Origin of the sequence: Amycolatopsis sp. NPDC005232 (assembly GCF_040607795.1) — a bacterium.
Classification (GTDB): Bacteria; Actinomycetota; Actinomycetes; order Mycobacteriales; family Pseudonocardiaceae; genus Amycolatopsis.
Genome location: NZ_JBEXHL010000001.1, coordinates 385,861 through 407,498 on the forward strand (window position 1 = coordinate 385,861; position 21,638 = coordinate 407,498).

Here is a 21,638-nt window from a genome sequence, read left to right on the forward strand (position 1 = left end):
GCGGGGTACCCGAGCGATACGGCTCGGCAAGTGCGACTATGGAGTCATGGCTGCTAAGTCGGAACCGACTCGGATCCTCATCCTCGGTGGTGGTTACGTCGGCCTGTACACGGCGTACGGGCTCCAGAAGATGCTGCGCGCCAACGAGGCCTCCGTGACCGTCGTTGACCCTCAGCCGCACATGACCTACGCGCCCTTCCTGCCCGAGGCGGCGGCCGGCGCGATCGAACCCCGTCACGTGGTGGTGCCCCTGCGCCGCGTGCTCAAGCGCTGCCACGTGCTCACCGCGCGCGTGACGAAGATCGAGAACGAGCGCAAGGCCGTCACGGTCGAGGCCGCCGACGGCCACATCGAGACGCTGAACTACGACGTGCTCGTGGTCGCGCTCGGCGCCGTCGCCCGCATCCTCCCGATCCCGGGCCTGGCCGAGCAGGGCATCGCCTTCAAGACCATCGGCGAGGCCATCTACCTGCGCAACCACATCATGACCAAGCTCGACGAGGCGGCGAGCACGCTCGACCCCGAGCTGCGCAAGCGCCTGCTGACCTTCACGGTCGTTGGCGGCGGCTTCGCCGGCATCGAGGCGCTGGCCGAGCTCGAGGACATGACCCGGTTCGCGGTGGAGAACTACTACCCGAACATCAAGCCCGCAGACATCCGCTGGGTGCTCGTCGAGGCCGCCGGGCGGATCCTGCCCGAGGTCCGCGAGACGCTCGGTGTGTACACGGTGCAGCAGCTGGAGAAGCGCGGCATCGAGGTCTACCTGTCGACCGCGGCGAAGTCGTTCGAAAACGGCCACGTCGTGCTCTCGGACGGCACCGAGTTCGACACCGAGACGCTCATCTGGACGGCCGGCGTGAAGGCCAACCCGGTGCTCGCCGACTCCGACCTGCCGCTCGACAAGCGCGGTCGCGTCGAGGCCACTGCCGCGATGCAGGTCGTCGGCCACCCCGAGGTGTGGACGGCGGGCGACAACGCCGCGATCCCCGACCTCTCGCGCACCGAGCAGGACCCGACGGCCACGTGCCCGCCCAACGCGCAGCACGCCGTGCGCCAGGCGACGCTGCTGGCCAAGAACATCATCAAGGTCCTGCGCGGCGGCCAGCCGAAGGACTACTTCCACAAGAACCTCGGTGCGGTCGCCAGCCTCGGCCTGCACAAGGGTGTCGCCGACGCGCTGAACCTGAAGATCAAGGGCTTCCCGGCCTGGCTCTTCCACCGCGCGTACCACCTCAAGGCGATGCCGACGTGGAACCGCAAGACCCGCATCCTGTTCGACTGGATGCTCGGCGGCCTGTTCCGCCGTGAGGTGATCTCGCTCGGGCAGATCAACAACCCGAAGGAAGAGTTCGCCCGGGTTTCGAAGGGCTGAGTTCGTTCCTCTGCTGAAGCCGGACCTCCTGTCGGGAGGTCCGGCTTCTCGCGTTTTCGGTTACTGGACGAGGCGGTAGCGCGCCATCATGCAGTCGTCTTCGTGGTCGAGGATGTGGCAGTGCCAGACGTAACCCTGGAGGTCCATGTCCATGTCGTGCTCGGCCATGGTCATGCCGGACATCGCGTGCCGGGCCGGGGTGAACGTCGCGTCCGGGTCGAAGCCGAGCTCGTCGGCCGTCGGGAAGTGCGCGAGGAAGCGCGTGACGGTGTTCTGCGGGCAGTTCACGGTGTCCTTCGGCCCCGCCTCCCACGGCGCGGGCGGCTGGGGTGCGCCGAGGAGGAACTCGTCCGGCGGCGGCGCCCACTCCGTGTGCATCGGCGGGCGCGGGTTCGCCAGTGAGTAGGCGACCGGGTCGAACATCTGTCGGTTGAGCAGGTGCAGGTTCACCAGGTGCAGGTGTACGGGGTGGTCCTCGATGGTGAGGTTCACGACCTCCCACAGCTCCGTGGTTCCCTGGCGCGGCATGGCGATCGGATCGTCCTCGAAGCACAGGTTGTTGAGCGACATGCCGACCGGCGGCCAGCGCGTGAGCTTGAGGTCCTGGGTGAGCGTGACGACGCGGCGACGGTCGGGTGCCGACGGCTTTTGCGTGACGCGCAGGCGAGTCGGCAGCGCCTGCTGGTGACCTTTCGCGCCGGTGCTGGTGAAACGCACGACGTCGGGCAGTGGCTGCGCGCCCGTGACGAGGGCGATGAGCGCGGCTTCGCGTTGGTCGTTGACGAGGTCGACGTGTTCGCCCTTTTCGAGGTCCGAGAAGTCGACCACGAGGTCGGCGCGCTCGCCGGGCGTGAGGCGGACGTCGGTGGTGACGACGGGGGCGTCGAGCAGGCCGGCGTCGTTGCCGATCACGTGGAACGGGCGGCGGTCGCGGAAGAACAAGTGGTACGCGCGGAAGTTCGACGCGTTGAGCACCCGGAACCGGTACTGGCCGCGGGCGACGTTCGTGTACGGCGAGACCTTGCCGTTGACCGTCATGCGGTCGCCGATCTGGCCGCCGTCCCAGTGACCCTGCGGGACGAGGGTCAGGGTGCGGTAGTTGAGCGAGCCGTCGGCGTGGAAGCGGCGGTCGGCCAGGATCAGCGGTAGTTCGAACTCGCCGCTGGGCAGGTGCCACGCGTTGGTGCGGTCGCCGGTGTCGCCTTCGTCGCGCAGGAGGTACATGCCCGCGAGTCCCGCGTGGACGTTCAGGCGCGTGAGGCCCATGCCGTGGTCGTGGTACCAGAGGCCGGCGGCGGGCTGGCGGTTTTCGTGGCGGTAGGTGCGGTGCTCGCCGGGGAGGAAGACGTCCATTGGGTGGCCGTCCATCTCGGGCGGCGTGACGGCGCCGTGCAGGTGGACCGAAGTGTGGGGTTTGACGCGGCTTTCCTCGGACGCGCCGTCGAGGGTGGGGTCGACGTCTTCCGCGAAGAGGTGCCGGCCGAGCTTGTTGTCGAACGTCAGCTCGAGGCGCTGGTTCGCGTGGGCCTCGATGGTGGGTCCGAGGTATTCGGCGCCGCCGTAGGACCAGGTGGGCGCGGGGGCGAGGTCGCGGTGGAAGCGGTGGGTTGACTCGGCCATGGCGAGGCGGTGGTCGCCGCGGATGGTCTGCGGGACCGGGAGCTCGTCGACGTAGGGCGGGAGGTCGGGCGAGGGGAAGGTGCGGAGGTCTACGTCGGTTTGCGCTCGGGCCGCGGTCGCCGGGATGGCCGCGGTGGCTGCCGTGGCTGCGGTCGCTTTGAACAGCCGTCGACGGGAGATGCCTTCTGCCATGGGAGGTTCCTGTCCAAGTGATAGTGAGCTATCAGTTGGTAGTGTAGGGCATGCCCCCGCAGCCGCTGCGTGCTGACGCCGCCCGAAACGCCCGCCGCATCGTCGACGCGGCCTACTCGGTCTTCGCCGCCGGCGGCGTCACCGTGCCGATGGAGGAGATCGCCGCCGCGGCCGGCGTCGGGGTCGCGACGTTGTACCGGCGGTTCCCGCACAAGCAGGACCTGGTGCGGGCGGTGCTGGAAGCGCGGTTCGACGAGGTGATCGTGCCGGTGCTGTCTCGCGCTGCTTCTGCGGCTCCGCGAGACGGTGTCTATCTCGCGTTGGAAGCCGCGGTGGGTCTGGCGGCGGTTGAGCAGCCGTTGTTCGCCGCGGCCAACAACGTGGGCGCGTTGACGATGGATCTGGCTTGGCGGTTCTTCTCGCCGGTGGCTGCCCTGGTGGCCGCCGGCCAGGCCACGGGGGTGTTCCGCGCGGACCTGGTGGCGGACGACGTCCCGCGGCTGGTGTTGATGCTGGTGGGGACGTTGCCGTCGTTCCCCGCCGGCGCTTCGGAGGGGTGGCGGCGGTATCTGGACCTGCTGATGGACGCCCTCGCGCCCGCAGGCGCTTCGGAGCTCGCGCCGGCGTCCGCTGTGGCGGATCACACGCCGCGCATCTGACGGGCCGCCGGGGTCCCGCTAAGGTGTTCGTGCCCCCGTAGCCCAATTGGCAGAGGCAGTCGACTTAAAATCGACCCAGTGCGGGTTCGAACCCCGTCGGGGGCACTGCCTCCCCGCCTGCTCGGCGCGATCGGACCGGGTGGCCGGTCATGGACGCACGGTGACGATGGGGAAGTCCCGCGGCGTTCCTCGGCGGGACTTCCCCGGTTGCTGGATTCGAGGAGAACCCGGCGTTGCGGCTAGCAGGCCTTCAATGAGCTGACTCGGTCGTTGAAGTTGTATTTCGGTCCGAGTGGGCCCTGCCATTCGACGGAGATGCGCAGCGACTGACCCTGGTAGTTGCTGTTTTCCCAGAGGCACCAGATTTCCGTCGTCCGGTGGCGCCGTCGTTCTCCCATACGCAGAAGCTGTCGTCGTCGCAGTCGGCCACTTCGCCATGTTCCCAATCGGGTCGGAAGACCTCAGGAATAGTGCGCGCATGAGTGTCCACTGTGGCCGCGAATGACCTCAGCCAATCGGGTCGGGGTCAGGGAAGTATGCCGCTCGCGAAGCCGACGAAGTGGTGACCCACCCTAGGAAGTCGAGGGGCCACGGCTCGCGAACACGCGGGTAAACGTGTCCAGAAGCTTGCGGGGTCCCGAGATCTTCACCAGGCCGCACTTGATGGCCTGCACCAGCTCCAGGTAGGACGGCAGGTCCTCGGGCTGGAGGGTGATCACGAGGTCCGCGCCGGAGGGGGCGGGGCCGACGCCGGCGTCGAGTTTGCCGTTGGTGACGATGGCGTGGACGGCGAAGTCGGGGGTGTGGATTTCCCAGGACGCGGTGACGTCGGTAGCGCCGGAGGGGTCGAACGCGGCGCGGAGTGACATGGCGAGGGATTCGGGCGTGACGATCTCGCCGGGGCGGGGTTCGCCGAGTTGGGTTGTGCCCCAGCGGCCGAGGGCGTGGATGGCCGGTTCGAGCTCGTGGCCGAGTGGGGTGAGGGCGTAGACGACGCCGCGGCGAGGTGAGGGCGCGATCTGGCGTTCGACGATGCCGGACTGTTCGAACTCTTTCAAGCGCGTGGCCAGCACGTTGGACGGGATGCCGGGCAGGCCGTCGAGGAGATCGGTGTAGCGGCGCGGGTGGATGGCCAGGTCGCGGATGATCAGCAACCCCCAGCGTTCGCCGACGAGCTCCAGGGCTCGCGCGAGGCCGCAGTACTGCCCGAAATCGCGCCGTTTCATGTGTTAAGTGTAGCACCGTCCCGACATGAGATTGAACTTTTCCACAAGCACTGTACTTGCAAAAATGAAGTGAGCGGATTACCGTCCTCGGCGTGGCCATGAAGGGGCCACGGAACCTGAAGGGGAACAACGATGACTGCTCTGCAGAACGCGACGGTGTGCGTGACAGGTGCGAACGGTGGGCTCGGGTCCGCGTTCGTCCAGGCCGCGCTGGATCGGGGTGCGGCGCGCGTGTATGCGGCTGCCCGCAAGGAGAAGGCGTGGGGCGACGAGCGGGTCGTGGCCGTCGACCTGGATCTGACCGACCGGGGCTCGATCGCGCGGGCCGCGGCGAAGCTGGGCGACACCACGATCCTCGTCAACAACGCGGCGATCTTCCCGCACAGCGACCTGCTGACCGCCCCGATCGAGGAGATCGAGGAGGTGTTCGAGGCCAACCTGCTGGGCCCGCTCGTCCTGACCCGCGAGTTGGCGCCGGCGCTGCGCACGGCCAAGGGCGCGCTGCTCAACGTGGGGTCGGTGCTGAGCTGGTTCGCCATCGGCAAGGCGCACAGCGTTTCCAAGGCCGGGCTGTGGATGGCCACCAACGCCCTGCGGCTCGAACTCGCGCCCGACGGCGTGCAGGTCCTCGGGGCCTTCTTCGGCCCGACCGACACTCCGATGCAGGCCGGCAACGACACCAGCGGCATGAACAAGCCGGCCGACGTCGTCAGCGCGATCTTCGACGCCCTCGAAGCCGGCGAGCACGAGGTGCTCGTCGACGACATGACGAAGAAGGTCCACGCTGGACTCGCGGCAGACGTCACGGCGCTCTACCCGGCGCTGGCCGGTAGGTGACTATGTCCACTTCAGACAGAAGAGTGCTCGTCACGGGAGCGGCCGGTGGCACTGGAGGGGCCGCCGTCCGCGAGGCCCTGGCGCTGGGGCTGACGGTGCGGGCGATGGTGCGCACGCTCGACGACCGCGCGCGGGCGTTGGCCGACCAGGGGGCGGAGGTCGTCGTCGGTGACTTCCAGGACATCACCACGCTACGGCCCGCGCTCGAGGGCACGGACGCCGCGTATTTCGTCCACCCGATGCGGCCGGGCCTGATCCAGGCGACGGTCAACTTTGCCCAGGCGGTGAAGGAAACCGGCGGCCCGCCCGTCCTCAACCTCTCGCAGCGCAACACCAGCCGCGAGTCCACGGGGATCTCGACGCGGGAGACGAACCTGTCGCAGGAAGTGTTCACCTGGTCCGGTGTGGACGTCGTCCACCTGCGCCCGACGATGTTCCTCGAATGGTTCCTCTACCCGTGGATCCTGCCGAACCTGCGCAAGGGGAAGCTGTGGATGCCCGCGGGGGCGGGCACGTCGTCGATCGTCGGCACCGAGGACCTGGGGCGCGCGATCGCCGCGCTGCTGAAGGAGCCGAGCGTCCACATCGGTCGGACGATCCCGCTGTCCGGCCCGGCTGAGCTCGGCCAGGCGCAGATGGCGGCCGAGCTGTCCGACGCGCTGGGCCGGGAGATCGTCTACGAAGACTGTGACCTGGACGAGTTCGTCGCCACGATCGCCGCGTTCGGCGTGCCCGAGTACCTGGTCGGGTCGATTCGCGGAATCATGATCGACTACCGCGCCGGACGGCTCGGCGGCGCCGACGACACCATCGAAAAGCTCACCGGGCGGCGGCCGATGTCCGTCGCCGAGTTCGCCCGCAAACACGCCGCCCTGCTGAACGGAGCCGAGTGATGGTTGAAGTCGTGGACACTTTCGTCGAGCGGAACCGGAAGTTCGCCGAGACGCGGTTCGATCCCACGTTGATCATGCGGCCGAGTCTGCTGACGAGCGTCATCAGCTGTTTCGACCCGCGGGTCGACCCCGCTGTCGTGCTCGGCGCGGAGCCGGGGGAGATCGGGGTGCTGCGCAACGTCGGCGGACGCGTCACGCCGGACACGATCGAGCAGCTGGTGATGTTGCAGCACCTGGCCGCGGCCGCGGGGGCGGGTCCCGGTGGGTGGAACGTCGTCGTGCTGCAGCACACCGGCTGCGGCATCACCCTGATCCAGGACCGGCCCGGCCTGCTGGCTCCGTACTTCGGGTCGCCTGAAGCCGAGCTGCCCGACGTCGCGGATCCGCGAGCGGCGGTGGCTCGGGACGTGGCGTTGCTGAGGGCCGAGCCTCGCCTGCCCGGGTATCGGGTGTCGGGTCTTGTTTACGACGTCGGTACCGGTTTGGTGGAAACCGTCGTCGGGCCGTAGGCGACCATCCACTGTGGACCAGCTGATGCCGGCTCGTTGACGAACGGGGGTCCGTTGTCAACGAGCCGGCATCTCGGTCAGCAGGTTCGCCGTACTACTTCTTGGCGGCGGCGACCTTCTTGCGCGCGGGGCGCTTGCGGGCCGGCGCGGAGGGCTTGGCGGCTTCGAGCTCGGCCTGCTCGTAGGCGCTCACGACGTCGGACGGGATGCGGCCGCGCTCGGAGATCTGGTAGCCGTTTTCGTTGGCCCACGCGCGGATCGTGCGCGAGCGCTCGCGGTCGGCCGGGGTGGCCGCGGTCGGCTGCCCCGCGGCGACGCGCACCTTGCGGCCGCCGGTCTTGCGGCCCACGCCGATATAGCGCGCGAGCTCGTCGCGCAGGGCGGCGGCGTTGTCGTCGGACAGGTCGATCTCGTAGCTGACACCGTCGAGTCCGAAGGGGACTGTCTGGGTGGCCGGGCTGCCGTCGATGTCGTCCAGCATTTCGACGAGAACCTTCTGGGCCATGAGTGCTCCTTGAAATTGGCGTGCATGCTGACCGTGACCAGGCGCACGAATGTGGCGATCGATTGTGATCGTAGCATCGAATGGTCGAGGAAATGCAGGCGCCGAAACTGTGCGGAAACTCCCGGTGCGGTCGAGGCGGTGCCGGGGGTCAGGAAACGTCGACGGAAGGTGACCAGAAGGCCTCGAACTGTTCCGTCACGCCGCAGTACTGGCCGGCGCGGCGTTGCGCTTCGAGGTCCGCGAAGCTGTCCATTGTGGGGTCAGGGCCGGCGTAGCGGGCCGGGTCGAGCTTCTTGCGGTTCTTGCGCGCGAGGTGGCGCGGGGCGCCTTCATGGATGAAAACCGCGGCGATCGCGACGGCCTTGGCGGCCATCATGCCTCCGCCGGACGGGGTGGGCGGTCCGCAGTAGATCAAAAAGTCGGCCACGCCGCAGACGCGGATGAACTCTTCCTTGGTGCAGTGCGCGGCCCAGTCCGCCGCGGCGTCCTCGCCGTATTGAGCGGTCCACTGCGCGGTCAGTCGTCGAGTCGTGGAGAGCACGACCGCTCACATTACTGGCACAGGAACAGGTTTCCGCCGAGATTGCCATCTCAGACGGAGGCGACCAGCGCGCAAGCCATTCCGAGGCTCATGCCCGTCCGCGACAACGCGCGGGTCGGGTCCATGTGCCACGACGGGACCGAGCGGGCGGCTTCGAGGAGGAACCACGCGGCCGCGGCGAAGGTGATGGGTGTCCACCAGCCGTGGCCCATCGCGGGCATCGTGAGCCACGGGCCGTGGTCGCCGGAGTGCGGCATGGCGGTGAGCATGAACAGCATCGTCGCGATGGTGGCGAGGTGGTGCAGGCGCCGGGTCGTGAGGGACCAGCCGAGGGTGAGCAGGAGGACGGCCTGCCAGCCGGCGGCGGGGATGGGGGCGCCGACGGGGGAGGTCATGGCGATCATCGCGGCGCAGAGGACGAGTTCGGCCACGGAGTCGGTGCGGGTCGGCGACCGGAGCGGCGGAGGGTCGTTGGCGGGCAACGCGGCGTTGGCGGGCAACGATGAACCCGCGGAGAGCGGTGCCTGGCCACGGTGGACATCCACTGGAGACCCACGCCACTCGGCAGCGTCCGCCGGCAGAGCGGCAACCCCACCTCGAAGGTGTGCGAGCGGCGCCCACGCCAGCGCGGCGAACGCGGCCGTCAGCAGCCAGGACACGGACGCCGGCACGAGAGGGGTTCCTTCCGCCGAAGCGAGTGAAGCGAGTACCCGGTAGACCACGCACAGTCGCGATTCGTGACAACCAACGGGAAATGCCCCCGGACGAGACAGGAATTGTCGAAAACGGAAGGGCAGCGCCGGTGCCCCTCGGGCCTGCCGGCCGTGACCTGCGTCTCAAGGGCGCGTGACGTAAGGGAGCCGACGTGAGCAGGCCACCTGGTGTTCGCGTTGGCTCAAACAGCCGTGAATAGCGTCCGGGGCGCTCGAGAATTCTCCCTGGAAACCTGAATGAGGTAGACCATGCGCGAAAACCAGGTGGGCCCGAACCGACGGTCCTTCCTGCGGAACGCGGGACTCGCCGGCGTCGGCGCCACGGCGCTGGGTGCGCTCGGCGTCGCGCCGGCCGAGGCCGACACCGCGAACACCGCAAACAGAGGCAGCGGCAGATGGAACCCGGACGGCGAGAGCCTCCAGTTCACCGTTGCCGTGATGCCGGACACTCAGTACCTCTACTGGGGCAGCCAGAACAGCATCAACGCGGAGCCGCAGGCAGCCTCGTTCCGGTACGTGATCGAGAACAGCGGCACGCCGAACAACAACATCGTGTTCATGGCGCACCTCGGTGACGTGACGCAGGACGCCGACGTCACGTCGTTCCAGGCCGTGGACCAGACGTTCAAGATCCTCGACAAGGCGAACGTCGCCTACAGCGTGCTCGCCGGCAACCACGACGTGTCCGGTGACGACACGCGCGGCACCACGCCGTACCTGCAGACGATGGGCCCGCAGCGGTTCAAGAACCAGAAGTCCTTCCTCAGCTCGGACGCCAGTGGCTACAACACCGCCCACACCTTCCGCGCCGCCGGGCGCGAGTGGCTGCTGCTGGCCATGGACTGGCGCACGTCGGCCGCGGGCTTCGCCTGGGCCAACGACGTGATCAAGAAGAACCCGCACCTGCCGGTGATCCTGACCTGCCACGAGATCGTCGCGCCGACCTACGGCGACGAGGTGTACCCGTACGAATCGGGCGACGCCGAGAACAACGCGGCGGTCACCGGCTACGGCCAGACCGTGTGGGACCAGCTGATCAAGAACAACGACCAGATCTTCCTCACCCTCAACGGCCACTACTGGCCGTCGGGCCGCATGACGAAGCAGAACGCCGCCGGCAACGACGTGCACCTGCACATCACGAACTACCAGAACCGCTACATGAGCGGTGGCGGCATGCTGCGCCTCTACCACTTCGACCTGCAGCGCAACACGATCGACGTCGAGACGATCGCGCCGTGGATCCTCGAGAAGGACCCGGCGAAGCGCAACAAGATGGAGGTGCTGGAGTCGCGGCTGACCACTTCCGTCGACCTGTTCTCGATGCCGTTCGACTTCGAGCAGCGCTTCTCCGGCTTCATCCCGGTGCCCGTGCGCTCGGCGCGGCCGGCGAACAAGGTGCTCGTGCCGGGCACTCTGGCGTACTGGCGTTTCGACAACGTCGGTGCCAACGGCAGCGCCGTCACCGCGAGCCAGAAGGTGCGCGACCTGTCCGGCCACGGCAACGACCTCGCGCTCGCGTCGGTGGCCGGCACCGCCCCCGACGCGCTGACCTGGTCCGACGACCACCACCCCGACCAGCCGGGCCACGCCAGCCTGCGCTTCGTCGGCGGCAAGAACCCGCTGCACGGCGCGTACCTCAGCACCGCCGCGAAGGCGCCGCTGAACACCGAGACGTTCAAGCACGGCTACACCATCGAAGCGTTCGTGAAGATCCCGCGCGACTGGGACGGCGGCAACAACGGCAACATGCCGGTGCTGGTCCGCCGCGGCGCGGCCGGCGACGCGGGCAAGCACGGCAAGAACACCGACCCGAAGGAGCCGGTGGCCCAGCTCATGACCACGAACAACGGTCGTGAACTGCAGTTCAACTGCTACCCGCTCAGCCAGACCTACCCGACCACCAACTGGAGCCACGGCATGCCCGAGGACCAGTGGTGGCACCTCGCCGTGGTCAACGACGGCCACCACACCAAGGCCTACATCGAAAGCTCGCCGGTCGCGGACAACCCGTCGACCGACTCGATCGGCATCGCCTCGCTCGGCCTCACGTGGCTGCTCGGCGGCCACGAGTACGGCGGCGCGATCGACAACGTGTTCCACGGCTGGATCGGCGACGTCCGCATCGTGAACCGGGCTCTGCGCCTGGACGAGTTCATGACCAAGTGATCCACCGGCAGCGGGTGGTCATCGGCGCCCGCCCGCTGCCGTCCTCGGTCAGGAACTCCTTGCGGCGGCGAGGAAAGCTCGGATCAGGGCCTGGTCCTTCACGCCGCGGGCGGACTCGACGCCGCTGGAGACGTCCACTCCCCACGGCCGCACCGTGGCGACGGCGTCGGCCACGTTGTCCGGGGTGAGGCCGCCGGCCAGCAGCCAGTCGCCGTCGGGCGTCTCGGCCGACCAGTCCCAGGTCTCGCCCGAACCCGCGTCGGGGGAGTCGAGCAGGAGCAAGTCCTCGCCGTATTCGCCGACGGCCGGGACCTCGCTGTGCTTCAGCGACGTGGCACGGATCAGCCGCACGGGCAGATCGCGCAACGCTGCGAAGTCGGCCGGCGAGTACCCGGAGCCGTGCAGCTGAACGGCCCGGATCCCCGTCTCGGCCACGGCGTCGCGCACCTGCGGCACCGGCACGCCCTTGAACACGCCGACCGTGAGCACCTCGCCGGGCACACCCGCCGCGAGTTGCGCGGCCTCGGCCCGGGTGACCTGCCGAGGGCTCTCGCACAGCAGGAATCCCACGGCGTCGGCTCCCGCTTCGACCGCGCACGCCACGTCGGCCGCTGTCTTCAGGCCGCAGATCTTCACGAACACGCCCCGACCCTAACCTCCGCCGGCCGGTGACGAGCGGGCATCACGCGCGCACCGCATCGCCAGACGTGACGGATCGGACGCCCGGGCGGCGGCGGGGATGTGATTATGGGTCGACTTCCGCCCGACGAAGGAGCTCGCACGATGGTCACGGGTCCGCTCGGCAAGGCCCACTCCGGTGGATACGACGAGGGCCGGCAGCTGTACGGGATGACTGCCGCCTCGATCCGGCGCTGGCGCTGGAAGCGGGCCGCCGCCGTCGCCGGGACCGGTTCGGCCAGGTACGCGAAGATCGGCGACTCCATCAGCGCCGGCCAGGGACTCCAGCCCGCCACGCAGTCGCCGCCGGTGGTGATGGGCGACATGCTGGCGGCTCGGGGCTTCCCGGTGCGGGGTGCGTCGGTGATCCTGAACCCACGGACCATGACGGCGGATTCGAGGCTGACGTTCACCGGGTCCTGGTCCGAGTTCGCGCCGGGTGCGCTGACGACGTTCGCCTCGTCCGCGACGAGCGGCGGCTCCGTCTCCCTCACCGCATTCGTCGCGGAGGCCGGCGACTACCTGGCTCGCGTCATCACCACACAGGACTCGCGCGAGTGCACGATCGCGATCGACGGTGGCGAACCCGGCCCGGTCCGGCTGAGCAGTGCGGCAGGCCTGACGACACACCTCGTCGCGCTCCCCAAGCTGGCCGCCGGACGGCACACCGTCACGGTCACCGTGGCTGGCGAGGCCGGTGAACTACGGGTCGGCAGCATCGGGATCGAAGCGCTCGACGGCATCACGATCGGCGACTTCGGCATCTCGATGTCGACGACCACGGACTGGGTCGCCGGTGGCGAGGCGTACTCGGCGCTGAACCACGTGGTGGCCTGGTCGCCGGATCTGGCCCTGATCGCGTTGATGACGAACGACGCCAACGAACAGACGGCGGTCGCGCCGGACCGGTACGCGGCCAACCTCGAGACGATGGTGTCCGCGCTGGAGAACACCTGCGACGTGGTCCTCGAGGCACAGATCCCCGGCGATCCGGCGTGGGTCGACTTGTCCCCGTATCGCGACGCCGTGTACGACGTGGCGAATGCTCACGGCGTGCCGGTGCTCGACCTCTTCGATCGCTGGGGCAGCTACGCAGCCGCGGCCGGTGCGGGGTTGATGAACGACGCCTTCCACCCGAACGCGGCCGGTGCGGCGGACATCGCCGCGGCGGAGTTCGGCGCGGTTTCGGCCTGAGGGACGCGGGTGGGCCGGTGCCGTCGATCAGCCGGCTCGGCCGCATTGGTTCGTGACGGTGGGCCACCGCCGCCCGGTCCTCGGGTCCGCTGGACAACGGCGAGCGGGGATGTTGTCCTGTGGGACAACGCACCGGGAGGCGGCATGACAGCAGCGCAGCTCGCGGCCGGGCTGGCCGAGGTCTCGCAGCACGTGCTCGCGTCCAGCGGCGATCCCGACGAGGTCACCCAGGCCTGCACGCAGGCGTTGCGCCCGCACCGGCTCGTGGTGCATTCGCGGCGAGCGCGGCTTTCGACCCGGTTGGAGCACCTCTCGGCGGGCCCGATCTCGCTCAACCGCCTGCGCTACGGCGCCGATGTCACGGTCGCGCCCGCCGTGCCCGAAGAGGACAACTTCCTGCTGACGCTGCCCGTCGCCGGGTCGGCGAAGTTCACCTACGGCCGCGACACGGCCGAGCTCGCGCCGGGGCGGCCCGCGATCGTCGGGCCGTACCGCGAGTTCAAGCTGGACATCGACAGCGCGTTCGACCAGCTGATCGTGCGGATGGACCGGCGCTGGGTCGAGAGCACGGCCCGCCGGATCCGCGGCGTGGCCACGGCGGGACCGGTGAACCTCTCGCTGTCGCTGCCGGAGCAGCCCGCGTTCCTGTACCGGCTGCTGGAGAGCGTGGTCAGCCTGCCGACGCTGGGGCCGAGCGTCGCGCGGCCGGAGGTGGGGCAGCAGCTGGGTGAGCTGGTGATCGAGTCGTTCCTGCTCACACAGCTGCGCGAGGAGGAAGCCGAGCCCGGCCGGGTGCCGTCGGCGCAGGTCAGGCGGGCGATGGAGTACCTGCTCGACCACCTCGCCGAGCCGATCAGCCTCTCGGAGGTCGCGCGGCAGAGCGGGACGAGCCTGCGCAGCCTGCAGGCCGGGTTCCGGCGCGACCTCGACACGACGCCCGGGCAGTGGCTGCGCGATCAGCGGCTCGACCGGGCCCGCCGCCTGCTCGCGGCCGGTGAGCCGGGGACCACGACCGTGACCGGCGTCGCGGCGGAATGCGGGTACTTCCACCTGGGCGAGTTCGCCGCGCAGTTCAAGGCGCGGTTCGGGGTCACGCCGTCGGCCGTGCTGGGCCGCCGCTGACGGTTGCGCGAATCCGATGCTCGTGCGTCGCTTCACCGATAGTCGTGCCCGCTCGCCGACAGCAGCATGTGCCGTACGCACTCAGGCGGTGAGAACGGAGCGGCGGATGCGATTCGTACTGGTGCACGGAGCGTGGCACTTCGGGGAGCTGTGGGACCCCGTCCGCAAGCACTTGGAGGACGCGGGCCACGAGGTCCACACCCCGACGGCCGGCGGCCTCGGCGAGAACGACGACAAGCGCGTCGACCTGCGCGGTGCCGCGGCGCCGATCGTCGACTACATCCGGGAGCACGACCTGACCGACGTCGTGCTGGTCGGGCACAGCTGGGGCGGTTACGTGATCTCCCGCGTGGCGATCGAGCTGCCCGAGCGGATGCGGCGGCTGGTCTACTTCGCCGCCTTCGTGCCGGCGCACGGCCGGGCGCTCGTCGACGAGATCCCGCCGCACCTCGTCGCCGCGCTCCAGGCGAGCTACGACGAACGCACCGACGGCGGTGTCGTGCTGCCATTCCCCGTGTGGCGCGACGCGTTCTACGGCGACGCCTCGGCGGAGGAGGCCCGGCGCGTGTACGACGTGCTGCGCCCGCAGCCGTGGAGCGCCTTCACCGACCCGGCCGACATGACGGGCTGGGACAAGGTGCCGCAGGCGTTCAGCTACCTGGCGCCGTCCGAGGACAACGACATCACGCAGGGCGAGTGGGGGCGCCACCCGCGGCTGTCCAACCGGCTCGTGATGTTCCGGCTGATCGGGATGGAGGGCAGCCACGAGGTGCTGCTGGCGAACCCCGAGCTGACGGCGCGCAAGTTCATCGAGGCGGGGCGGGACTGACCGTCCTGTGAGGAGTGAAGTGACGAGTGAGCTGATCGTGGTCGCGACCCTGCGCTGCCCCGCGGCGAAACCCTGACCCACGTGTACGAAACTCAGCGAAGGAAGGCTTGATGCGCACCGGATCGCAGTACCTGAGCGCCATCGACGACGGGCGTCGCGTGTACCTCGACGGAAAGCGGGTTGGCGGGGTGGCCCGGCACCCGGCGTTCGCGCCGATCGCGAAGACGGTGTCGGAGCTGTTCGACCTCGCCGCCGACCCCGCTTCCGGGATGACGCGGCCCGGCCCGAACGGCGAGGTGGTGAACCGGCTTTTCACCGCCCCGCGCAGCCGCGAGGACCTCACCGCGTTCCGCGAGGCCGCCACCACGTGGGCGTGCCACACCCACGGCTGGGTGGGCCGCAGCCCGGACCACGTCGGCGCGTTCCTGGCCGCGTTCGCCTCGCACCCGGACGTGTTCGGCGACTACGCGGCCAACGTGACGGCGTTCCAGAAGCGCGTCGTCGAGGAGGACCTGTACCTGTCCTACGCGATCATCCCGCCGCAGGTTTCGCGCGCCACCACGGCGAGCGCGTGGGACGGCGACCTCGTGCAGGTCGGCGTCGCCGAGGAGCGCGCCGACGGGATCGTGGTGCGGGGCGCGCAGATGCTGGCCACGGGCGGGCCGGTCGCCGACGAGATCCTGGTGTCGTGCATCAAGCCGCTGACGCCGGAGGACACGGACTTCGCGCTCAGCTTCGTGCTGCCTGTGGACACCGAAGGGCTGAAGCTCTACTGCCGCCGCCCGTACGCGCCCGCCGCGACCAGCCACTACGACTACCCGCTCACCACGCGCTTCGACGAGACCGACGCGTTGCTGGTCTTCGACGACGTTTTCGTGCCGTGGGACCGCGTGTTCGTCTACCGCGACGTCGCCGGCGTGCGCAACCAGTTCTTCGAGACGGGCGCGCACGTGCTCGGCAACTGGCAGGCGCAGATCCGGTTTTCGGTGAAGCTGCAGTTCCTGGCAGGCCTTGCGCGCAAGGTCGCGGCGGTCAACGGCGTCGACAAGTTCCCGGGCGTCGTGGAGAAACTCGGCGAGCTGGCCAGCCTGGTGTCCCTTGTGGAGTCCGCTGTCCTCGCCGCCGAGTACACCGCCGAACCCGACTCGGCCGGCCTTTGGCGCCCCGGCAGCCGCGCGCTGTACGGCGCCATGGGCCTGCAGTCAGAGCTGTACCCCCGCGTGCTGGCCATCCTCCGCGACCTCGTCGGCGGCGGTGTGCTGCAGGTCCCCTCCAGCGTCGCCGATATGACCAGCCCGGAGACGCGCGCGGACATCGACCGCTACATCTACAGCCCGGGCACCCCGGCCGCCGACCGCGTGAAACTGTTCAAACTCGCGTGGGACGCCGTCGGCAGCGAGTTCGCCGGCCGCCACCACCAGTATGAGCTGTTCTACGCCGGCGCGCCCTTCGTGGTGAAGGGCTACTCCTTCCGCAACTACGGCTTCGACGGCCCATTGTCCGAAGTGGACCGTTTCCTGGCCGGCTACTCCGAGGAGAGCCAGTGAGCAAACCCGAACGCGAGTTCTTCCCGGTCACTGATGTGGATTTCACGGTCTGCAAGGGCGATGACCCACTCATTACCGAACGCGTTCTGTCCACGGACGAGGCCTCTGGTGTGGCCACGCGCATCCTGCGGTACGCGCCGGGCGCCGACTCGTCACCGATGGGCGTCCAGACGCACGATTTTTGGGAGGAGGTCTACATCCTGGAGGGTTCGTTCACTGACCTCACCCTGGGGAAGACGTTCACTGCCGGTATGTACGCCTGCCGGCCCCCGGGCATGCCGCACGGCCCTTGGCGCACCGACGAGGGTGTGCTCACCTTCGAGGTCCGCTACCGCGCATGACCACCATGCCTCCTGACTGCACTCCCGGTTCCGGCCCGGTTGATGCGTTGGCGATGCGGACGGCGATGGGCCGGTTCGCGACTGGGGTCGCGGTGGTGACTACCAGCGTCGGCGATGTTCCCCACGGGATGACGGTGAACTCGCTGACGTCGGTGTCGCTGTCCCCGCCGTTGGTGCTTGTGTGCCTGACGACCGGTGCGCGCACTACCGAGGCTGTCGTGTCGGCGGACCGCTTCGCGCTGAACGTTCTGTCGACCCGGCAGGAACAACTCGCGCTACGTTTTGCTCGGCGCGGTGAGGACCACTTCTCGGGTTTGCCGGTGAAAACGGGGGCGCATGAGGTTCCGGTGATCCCGGATGCTCTGGTGCACCTGGAGTGCTCGGTTTATCGCGCGTTGACGGCTGGTGATCATCAGGTTGTGATCGGTGAGGTCTTGAAGGTTTGTTCGCGGGGAGGGGAGCCGTTGGGGTTTTTGGGCGGGCGGTTCAGTGATGTGGTGGACCGGGGGCACGAGCCGGTGCCTTGGTTCTTCTGAGGCCGGACGGGGTTGGCTGGTGATGTGACGGGAATTGATCTACCGTCAGTGGGTGGCGCCGTTTCCGTATCGCACCTTCACGACCTGTGGGTTGGGTGAAGCGCGTCGGTTTGAGTTGTGGGAGCAGCACAACGAGGAGACGTTGGTGCGTCTGGCATGTCGGACGCTTTCGCAGGAGTCGTTCGCCGGCTGGGAGACCTCGGTGCGGGTCGGCGAGTTCAAGATCGCGAACATCACCGCGACGGCCCACGTCGTGGAGCGCGATCGGCGGCTGATCCGGCGCGACGAGAGCGACCGGGTGGCGCTGTACCTCACCCTGTTCGGCGAAGCGTTCTTCTACCACGGCAAGGGGATCCAGCTGCAGCAGCCGGGCATGCTGCTGGTGTGCGACCTGGACCAGCCGTTCCTGCGCGGATTCGCCAAAGGGCTGCGCGAGTACGTGCTGATGGTCCCGAAACCCACGTTCGAGGAGCTCACCGGCCGCGCCGTGCCGTCGGCGCCGATGACCCGCCGGTTCTCTCTCACCGACACCACCGGCAGCCCGGCCGCGGAGCTCGCGCGCCTCCTGCGTGACGTGCTGGCCGCGCCGGTGCAGGCCGGGCCTGGCACCGAAGCCCGGATCCGCACCCTACTGACAGACCTGGCCGAAAAGGACCGCCGCCCGCTGGCGGCCGAGCACCGCCGCCGCGTGCTGGCCCACATCGACGAGCACCTGGCCGACCGCGAGCTCACGACCTCGACGGTCGCGGCCGCCGTCGGGCTCAGCAATCGTCAGCTCACGCGGGTGTTCAGTGAGGGCGGTGGCGTCGGCCGGGTGATCCGGGAGCGGCGGCTGCGGTCGGCCTACGAGCAGCTCACCGCTGATCCGGGCGCACCGATCTCGCGCGTCGCGCACGCGTGCGGGTTCGCGTCCCATGCGCACTTCTCCCGAGCGTTCCGGGAGCGCTACGGCGTGCCGCCCTCGGAGATCCGCGCCGTTTGACCGGGTCGGCCGTCTTCTTGCCCGGCCCGGCCGTCGCGCGGGCGCCCACCACGCGCCGCCGCGATGCTGGTGTTCGGTACGCGAGAGAGGACACCCATGAGTGAAGCGGTTTCGCCCGGCCAGGCCGGGCTCGAAGAAGGCCTGGTCGAGCAGGTCGTGGCGTCGTTCGCGGACGCGCCGAGCGCCCGGTTGCGAGAGGTGATGACCTCGGTCGTGCGCCACCTGCACGCGATCGTGCGGGAGACGCGGCTGACCGAGCAGGAGTGGAATTCGGCGATCGAGTTTCTCACGCAGACCGGCCACATCACCGACGACCGCCGCCAGGAGTTCATCATGCTCTCGGACGTGCTGGGCGTTTCGATGCAGACCGTCGCCGTGAGCAACCAGCTCTTCGGCAACGCGACCGAGGCGACCGTGTTCGGGCCGTTTTACCACGAGGGTTCGCCGGAAGTGCCCAACGGCGGCGACATCGCGGCCGGCGCGCACGGGCAGCCGTGCTGGGTCGAGGGCACGGTCACCGACACCGACGGGAAGCCGCTGCCGGGCGCGCGGCTCGAGGTGTGGGAGAACGACGAGGACGGCTATTACGACGTCCAGTACACCGACGGCCGCGTGTCCGGACGTGCCCACGTCTTCACCGACGAGAACGGCAACTACCGCTTCTGGGCGCTCACGCCGACGCGCTACCCGCTGCCCGTCGACGGCCCGGTCGGCCGCCTGCTCGAAGCCGCCGGCCGCTCGCCGTGGCGCGCCGCGCACCTGCACTTCATGGTTACCCACGAGGGCCATCGTCGGCTCGTCACGCACATCTTCGTGCAGGGCGACGACTTGTCCGACGTCGTGTTCGCCGTGCGGGAGTCGCTGGTGCTGCCGTTCGACCAGCAGCCCGTGGGTACGCCGGCACCGGACGGGCGCGACCTCGGCGACGCGACTTGGAGCCGCGTGCGGTTCGACGTGGTGTTGGCGCCGGAGGAGTAGGCGGGTCCGACCCGGACGGGCACGCCGCTTTCCCGAACCTCCCCGTCGCTCCGGGGATCGGGTGTGTTCGGGCCGGGGCGCCTGTCACGGTCATAGGCATGCGATTGCGCTCGGTGAACCGGAAAGCCGTGTGGCGAGTGGCGTTGACCGCCGTCCTCGGCTTGACGCTCGCGGCCGGGAACGCCGGCGCGGCCACGCCCGCTCCTGGGGCGCGATCCGCGGCCACGCAGCCGCCGGACGTTGCCGTGCCGCCTCCTGGTTCGGTGTACGCGTCTTGGACCCGCTCGCACGACGAGCTCGCGGTCCTGGTGCCGAGGCCGCGTCCGTCCGATGTGTCCTCGCCGCGGGCCATCGTCACGGCGTTGCACGAGTCGCTGAACGGTCCGAAGGGAACGTGGAACAGCGATCGGCTGCGCTCACTCGTCGTGCCCAACGCGGTGTTCATGTCGCTGGGGCAAACCGAGGCCGGCGCGACGACGATCAGCAACAATTCGCTCGCCGACTTCCTGAAGGCCGTGCAGGACGTGCACAGCCAGTCCGGTTGGTACGAGTACGTCACCAAGATCATCGACGTGTCGACGGTGGCGAAGAGGGGCGGCGAGCTGGCGATCGTCCACTACGCCGGCACCGCGTCGACCACGCCCCACGGTAAGCCCGTGGAACGAGGTGAATCCCAGGCTTCTTTGATGTTCGACGGCGTCCGTTGGTGGGTTGTCAGCGACACGTGGTGATGGGCGGGGAAACCTCGGAGGCCTGCGCTCAGATCCCCACCCGGCGACGGTAATAGTCATGGGCGAGCTCCCGGATCTCGGCCACGACCCGCTCATCTCCGCGGGGGTCGAGGCTGAACGCGAAGTCCCACAGCGCGCCGACCATCTCGATCGCGATCCGGCAGCTCATCGCGTCGACCGGCTCGCCTTTGAACTCCGAGGCCTTCTGCTGCCACAGCTCGGTGAGCGTCTCGCGGTAATGGGCGTGGATGAGGACGACGTTGTCCGAGGCGTGCCGGTCGAACCACAGCTCGCGTAGGCCCGGCCATTTCGCGAAGTGCTTGCGGTACGAGGTGATGTTGGCGTCGAGCAGGTCGTGGAACGAGTCGTAGTGCTTGCCGTGCACACGTTTGACGGCCGCGAGCAGGTCTTGCATGTACTGGGCGGCGACGGCGGCGATCACGGAGTCGACGTCGGGGAAGTAGTGGTAGATCGTGGCCGCCGAGGTGCCGGCACCGTCGGCGATGGCGCGCAGCGTGACTTCGGGGCTGTGCGGACCGTGTTGGTCGATGAGTTTCGTGGCCGCTTCGACGATCTTCGCGCGGCGGGCTCGCCCGCGTTCCTGAGGGGGCAGCTGCTGCTGCCACGGCTGCTGCCCGGCGGTCACGCGGCGAGTTTACACAGCTGGAGTGCTTGACACGGCCGCCTTGCGTGGCTGAAACTCAAACTCGATTCGAGTTCGAGTATGGAAGGTGCGGTGATCAGTGGACGTCTACGAAGCGCTCTACACCACGCGGGTCATGCGGCGGATGAAGCCCGACCTGATCTCGCTGGAGAGCCAGTGCCGCATCCTCGACGCCGCGATCCGGGCGCCCAACGGCGGCAACGCCCAGCCGTGGCGGTTCGTGGTCGTCGACGACCCGGGGTTGAAGGCCAAGCTCGCGGACGTCTACGCGCGGTGCCGCGAGCGCGAGTACGCCGACCTCGTGGCTGGTCGGCTCGGCGTGCTGAAGTACGAGGAACGCGACGAGTGGTGGGACACCATGCGGACGCAGATCAAGCGTTCGGGTGACTACTTCGGGGAGCACTTCGCGGAAACGCCGTTGCTGGTCTTCCTGTTCACGGCCGAAGCGCATTACGGCGCCAACGTGTTCCCGGCGGTGTGGAGCGCGATGCTCGCCGCGCGCGCCGAAGGTATCGGCGGGGTGCTCAGCACGTTGCTGCGGTTCGAGGAGTCCGCGGTGTGCGAGTTGCTGGGCGTTCCGGCCGACGAGGGCTGGAGCCTCGGCGCGATGCTGGCGTTCGGCTACCCGCTCGGCCGCTGGGGCGTCGCGGCGAAGCGCCGCCCGGTGCACGAGGTGGCGCGGCGCAACGGCTGGGACGGGCCGTTCGGCGTGGCGGTCCCGGAACCCTTGTGGCCGCCGGAGTCCTGAGGTTTCGCGGGGGTTTTCGGTCGCCAGGGGGGCCTGGTCGTTCGGAGGCAAG

24 protein-coding genes and 1 tRNA gene are annotated in these 21,638 nt (G+C 69.1%); 17 read left to right on the forward strand and 8 right to left on the reverse strand.

What is annotated here, in order from left to right; all coding sequences use genetic code 11:
- Nucleotides 1-46: 46 nt before the first annotated feature.
- Entirely contained in the window at nt 47-1,372 is a 1,326-nt protein-coding gene (locus tag ABZU76_RS01910) for an NAD(P)/FAD-dependent oxidoreductase (RefSeq protein WP_354864067.1), read from the forward strand.
- Nucleotides 1,373-1,432: 60 nt separating this feature from the next.
- Here the strand turns inward: ABZU76_RS01910 and ABZU76_RS01915 are convergent, their stop codons facing one another.
- The gene (locus ABZU76_RS01915) at nt 1,433-3,184 is read right to left on the reverse strand and encodes a multicopper oxidase domain-containing protein (RefSeq protein WP_354864069.1); all 1,752 of its coding nucleotides are present in this window, start codon (nt 3,182-3,184) and stop codon (nt 1,433-1,435) included.
- 50 nt (nt 3,185-3,234) lie between these two features.
- Here ABZU76_RS01915 and ABZU76_RS01920 point away from each other — a divergent pair, with 50 nt between their 5' ends.
- Nucleotides 3,235-3,843: a TetR family transcriptional regulator gene (locus ABZU76_RS01920; RefSeq protein ID WP_354864071.1), complete on the forward strand. Its 609-nt coding sequence runs from the start codon at nt 3,235-3,237 to the stop codon at nt 3,841-3,843.
- Between the two features lie 31 nt (nt 3,844-3,874).
- Nucleotides 3,875-3,948 (forward strand) — tRNA-Leu (locus ABZU76_RS01925).
- A gap of 145 nt (nt 3,949-4,093) precedes the next feature.
- On the opposite strand, the gene ABZU76_RS01930 is transcribed toward ABZU76_RS01925, so the two are convergent.
- Together ABZU76_RS01930 and ABZU76_RS01935 are read right to left on the reverse strand one after the other, a co-directional pair.
- Nucleotides 4,094-4,333 carry a peptidase inhibitor family I36 protein gene (locus ABZU76_RS01930; RefSeq protein WP_354864073.1) on the reverse strand — a complete coding sequence of 80 codons (240 nt, stop codon included), beginning with the start codon at nt 4,331-4,333 and terminating at the stop codon, nt 4,094-4,096.
- An 82-nt stretch (nt 4,334-4,415) separates the two neighbouring features.
- On the reverse strand, nt 4,416-5,069 hold the full coding sequence (locus ABZU76_RS01935; protein ID WP_354864075.1) for a helix-turn-helix domain-containing protein: 654 nt from the start codon (nt 5,067-5,069) through the stop codon (nt 4,416-4,418).
- 132 nt (nt 5,070-5,201) lie between these two features.
- Here ABZU76_RS01935 and ABZU76_RS01940 point away from each other — a divergent pair, with 132 nt between their 5' ends.
- From ABZU76_RS01940 to ABZU76_RS01950, 3 genes are read left to right on the forward strand one after another with little or no spacing between them, the layout of a single operon-like run.
- Nucleotides 5,202-5,906 (forward strand): SDR family oxidoreductase, encoded by a 705-nt coding sequence (locus tag ABZU76_RS01940; protein WP_354864077.1) that lies wholly within the window; start codon nt 5,202-5,204, stop codon nt 5,904-5,906.
- Between the two features lie 2 nt (nt 5,907-5,908).
- Nucleotides 5,909-6,799, forward strand: a complete 891-nt coding sequence (locus ABZU76_RS01945; RefSeq protein ID WP_354864079.1) for an NmrA family NAD(P)-binding protein — start codon at nt 5,909-5,911, stop codon at nt 6,797-6,799.
- Nucleotides 6,799-7,308 (forward strand): carbonic anhydrase, encoded by a 510-nt coding sequence (locus ABZU76_RS01950; protein WP_354864081.1) that lies wholly within the window; start codon nt 6,799-6,801, stop codon nt 7,306-7,308. Before ABZU76_RS01945 ends, ABZU76_RS01950 begins: the two co-directional genes overlap by 1 nt.
- A 94-nt stretch (nt 7,309-7,402) precedes the next feature.
- Here ABZU76_RS01950 and ABZU76_RS01955 read toward each other — a convergent pair whose 3' ends face one another.
- The 3 genes from ABZU76_RS01955 to ABZU76_RS01965 form a co-directional block, all read right to left on the reverse strand.
- Nucleotides 7,403-7,813 (reverse strand): Lsr2 family protein, encoded by a 411-nt coding sequence (locus ABZU76_RS01955; protein ID WP_285972437.1) that lies wholly within the window; start codon nt 7,811-7,813, stop codon nt 7,403-7,405.
- Between the two features lie 148 nt (nt 7,814-7,961).
- Nucleotides 7,962-8,354, reverse strand: a complete 393-nt coding sequence (locus tag ABZU76_RS01960; RefSeq protein WP_354864083.1) for a hypothetical protein — start codon at nt 8,352-8,354, stop codon at nt 7,962-7,964.
- A gap of 50 nt (nt 8,355-8,404) precedes the next feature.
- Complete coding sequence (locus ABZU76_RS01965; protein WP_354864085.1) at nt 8,405-9,025, reverse strand: DUF5134 domain-containing protein; 621 nt, start codon at nt 9,023-9,025, stop codon at nt 8,405-8,407.
- A gap of 291 nt (nt 9,026-9,316) precedes the next feature.
- On the opposite strand from ABZU76_RS01965, the gene ABZU76_RS01970 reads away from it, so the two are divergent.
- Nucleotides 9,317-11,236, forward strand: a complete 1,920-nt coding sequence (locus ABZU76_RS01970) for a LamG-like jellyroll fold domain-containing protein (protein ID WP_354864087.1) — start codon at nt 9,317-9,319, stop codon at nt 11,234-11,236.
- A gap of 48 nt (nt 11,237-11,284) precedes the next feature.
- Here the strand turns inward: ABZU76_RS01970 and ABZU76_RS01975 are convergent, their stop codons facing one another.
- Nucleotides 11,285-11,878: a phosphoribosylanthranilate isomerase gene (locus ABZU76_RS01975; protein ID WP_354864089.1), complete on the reverse strand. Its 594-nt coding sequence runs from the start codon at nt 11,876-11,878 to the stop codon at nt 11,285-11,287.
- A gap of 141 nt (nt 11,879-12,019) precedes the next feature.
- Here ABZU76_RS01975 and ABZU76_RS01980 point away from each other — a divergent pair, with 141 nt between their 5' ends.
- The 9 genes from ABZU76_RS01980 to ABZU76_RS02020 all read left to right on the forward strand — a co-directional run bounded on the left by ABZU76_RS01980 (nt 12,020) and on the right by ABZU76_RS02020 (nt 20,174).
- Entirely contained in the window at nt 12,020-13,108 is a 1,089-nt protein-coding gene (locus tag ABZU76_RS01980) for an SGNH/GDSL hydrolase family protein (protein ID WP_354864091.1), read from the forward strand.
- Nucleotides 13,109-13,252: 144 nt separating this feature from the next.
- Nucleotides 13,253-14,230 carry an AraC family transcriptional regulator gene (locus tag ABZU76_RS01985; RefSeq protein WP_354864093.1) on the forward strand — a complete coding sequence of 326 codons (978 nt, stop codon included), beginning with the start codon at nt 13,253-13,255 and terminating at the stop codon, nt 14,228-14,230.
- Between the two features lie 106 nt (nt 14,231-14,336).
- Complete coding sequence (locus tag ABZU76_RS01990) at nt 14,337-15,059, forward strand: alpha/beta fold hydrolase (protein WP_354864095.1); 723 nt, start codon at nt 14,337-14,339, stop codon at nt 15,057-15,059.
- A gap of 110 nt (nt 15,060-15,169) precedes the next feature.
- Nucleotides 15,170-16,606 carry a 4-hydroxyphenylacetate 3-hydroxylase N-terminal domain-containing protein gene (locus ABZU76_RS01995; RefSeq protein ID WP_354864097.1) on the forward strand — a complete coding sequence of 479 codons (1,437 nt, stop codon included), beginning with the start codon at nt 15,170-15,172 and terminating at the stop codon, nt 16,604-16,606.
- Complete coding sequence (locus ABZU76_RS02000; RefSeq protein ID WP_354864099.1) at nt 16,603-16,947, forward strand: cupin domain-containing protein; 345 nt, start codon at nt 16,603-16,605, stop codon at nt 16,945-16,947. The genes ABZU76_RS01995 and ABZU76_RS02000 overlap by 4 nt, the downstream gene beginning before the upstream one ends.
- The gene (locus tag ABZU76_RS02005) at nt 16,944-17,483 is read left to right on the forward strand and encodes a flavin reductase family protein (protein ID WP_354864101.1); all 540 of its coding nucleotides are present in this window, start codon (nt 16,944-16,946) and stop codon (nt 17,481-17,483) included. The genes ABZU76_RS02000 and ABZU76_RS02005 overlap by 4 nt, the downstream gene beginning before the upstream one ends.
- 52 nt (nt 17,484-17,535) lie before the next feature.
- Nucleotides 17,536-18,465, forward strand: coding sequence for a helix-turn-helix domain-containing protein (locus tag ABZU76_RS02010; RefSeq protein WP_354864103.1), 930 nt, complete (start codon nt 17,536-17,538; stop codon nt 18,463-18,465).
- A gap of 96 nt (nt 18,466-18,561) precedes the next feature.
- On the forward strand, nt 18,562-19,443 hold the full coding sequence (locus tag ABZU76_RS02015; protein WP_354864105.1) for a dioxygenase: 882 nt from the start codon (nt 18,562-18,564) through the stop codon (nt 19,441-19,443).
- 98 nt (nt 19,444-19,541) lie between these two features.
- Complete coding sequence (locus ABZU76_RS02020) at nt 19,542-20,174, forward strand: hypothetical protein (RefSeq protein ID WP_354864107.1); 633 nt, start codon at nt 19,542-19,544, stop codon at nt 20,172-20,174.
- Between the two features lie 28 nt (nt 20,175-20,202).
- Here the strand turns inward: ABZU76_RS02020 and ABZU76_RS02025 are convergent, their stop codons facing one another.
- Nucleotides 20,203-20,820 carry a TetR/AcrR family transcriptional regulator gene (locus ABZU76_RS02025; protein ID WP_354864108.1) on the reverse strand — a complete coding sequence of 206 codons (618 nt, stop codon included), beginning with the start codon at nt 20,818-20,820 and terminating at the stop codon, nt 20,203-20,205.
- Between the two features lie 97 nt (nt 20,821-20,917).
- Here ABZU76_RS02025 and ABZU76_RS02030 point away from each other — a divergent pair, with 97 nt between their 5' ends.
- On the forward strand, nt 20,918-21,586 hold the full coding sequence (locus ABZU76_RS02030) for a nitroreductase family protein (RefSeq protein WP_354864110.1): 669 nt from the start codon (nt 20,918-20,920) through the stop codon (nt 21,584-21,586).
- The last annotated feature ends 52 nt before the right edge of the window (nt 21,587-21,638 follow it).